The organism is Tritonibacter sp. SIMBA_163, from assembly GCF_046535935.1.
Taxonomy (GTDB): Bacteria; Pseudomonadota; Alphaproteobacteria; order Rhodobacterales; family Rhodobacteraceae; genus Epibacterium; species Epibacterium scottomollicae.
Genome location: NZ_JAWJBP010000498.1, coordinates 1 through 269 on the forward strand (window position 1 = coordinate 1; position 269 = coordinate 269).

The 269-nt window shown below is 35.7% G+C and carries 1 protein-coding gene; it reads left to right on the forward strand.

The window, feature by feature from the left end; all coding sequences use genetic code 11:
- On the forward strand, positions 1–269 hold a 269-nt coding region (locus R0J92_RS23280), incomplete at both ends, for a conjugal transfer protein (RefSeq protein WP_411053419.1).

The window sequence follows — 269 nt, forward strand, 5'->3', positions numbered from 1 at the left end:
CTTTCATTTCTGTGCTGCTGTCTATTAGCACAAGATCAGCTTTAAATGATATTGAAAGACAGCAAACGCAAAACAGTAAGCAAAAAGAAGAAGTGTCTATTGTGGCAGGGGAACGTTTTTTGTCGGGTTTCGTAACTGAATATATCAACGTAAAAAATGATAATGATGCTATTGAACAGCGTCATAAAAAATTAATGGCTTATCTTGCTAAAGAAAGCGATGAAACAGAACAAGAAACTTTGTTTGATATCTCTGGCGCACAAGGTGAT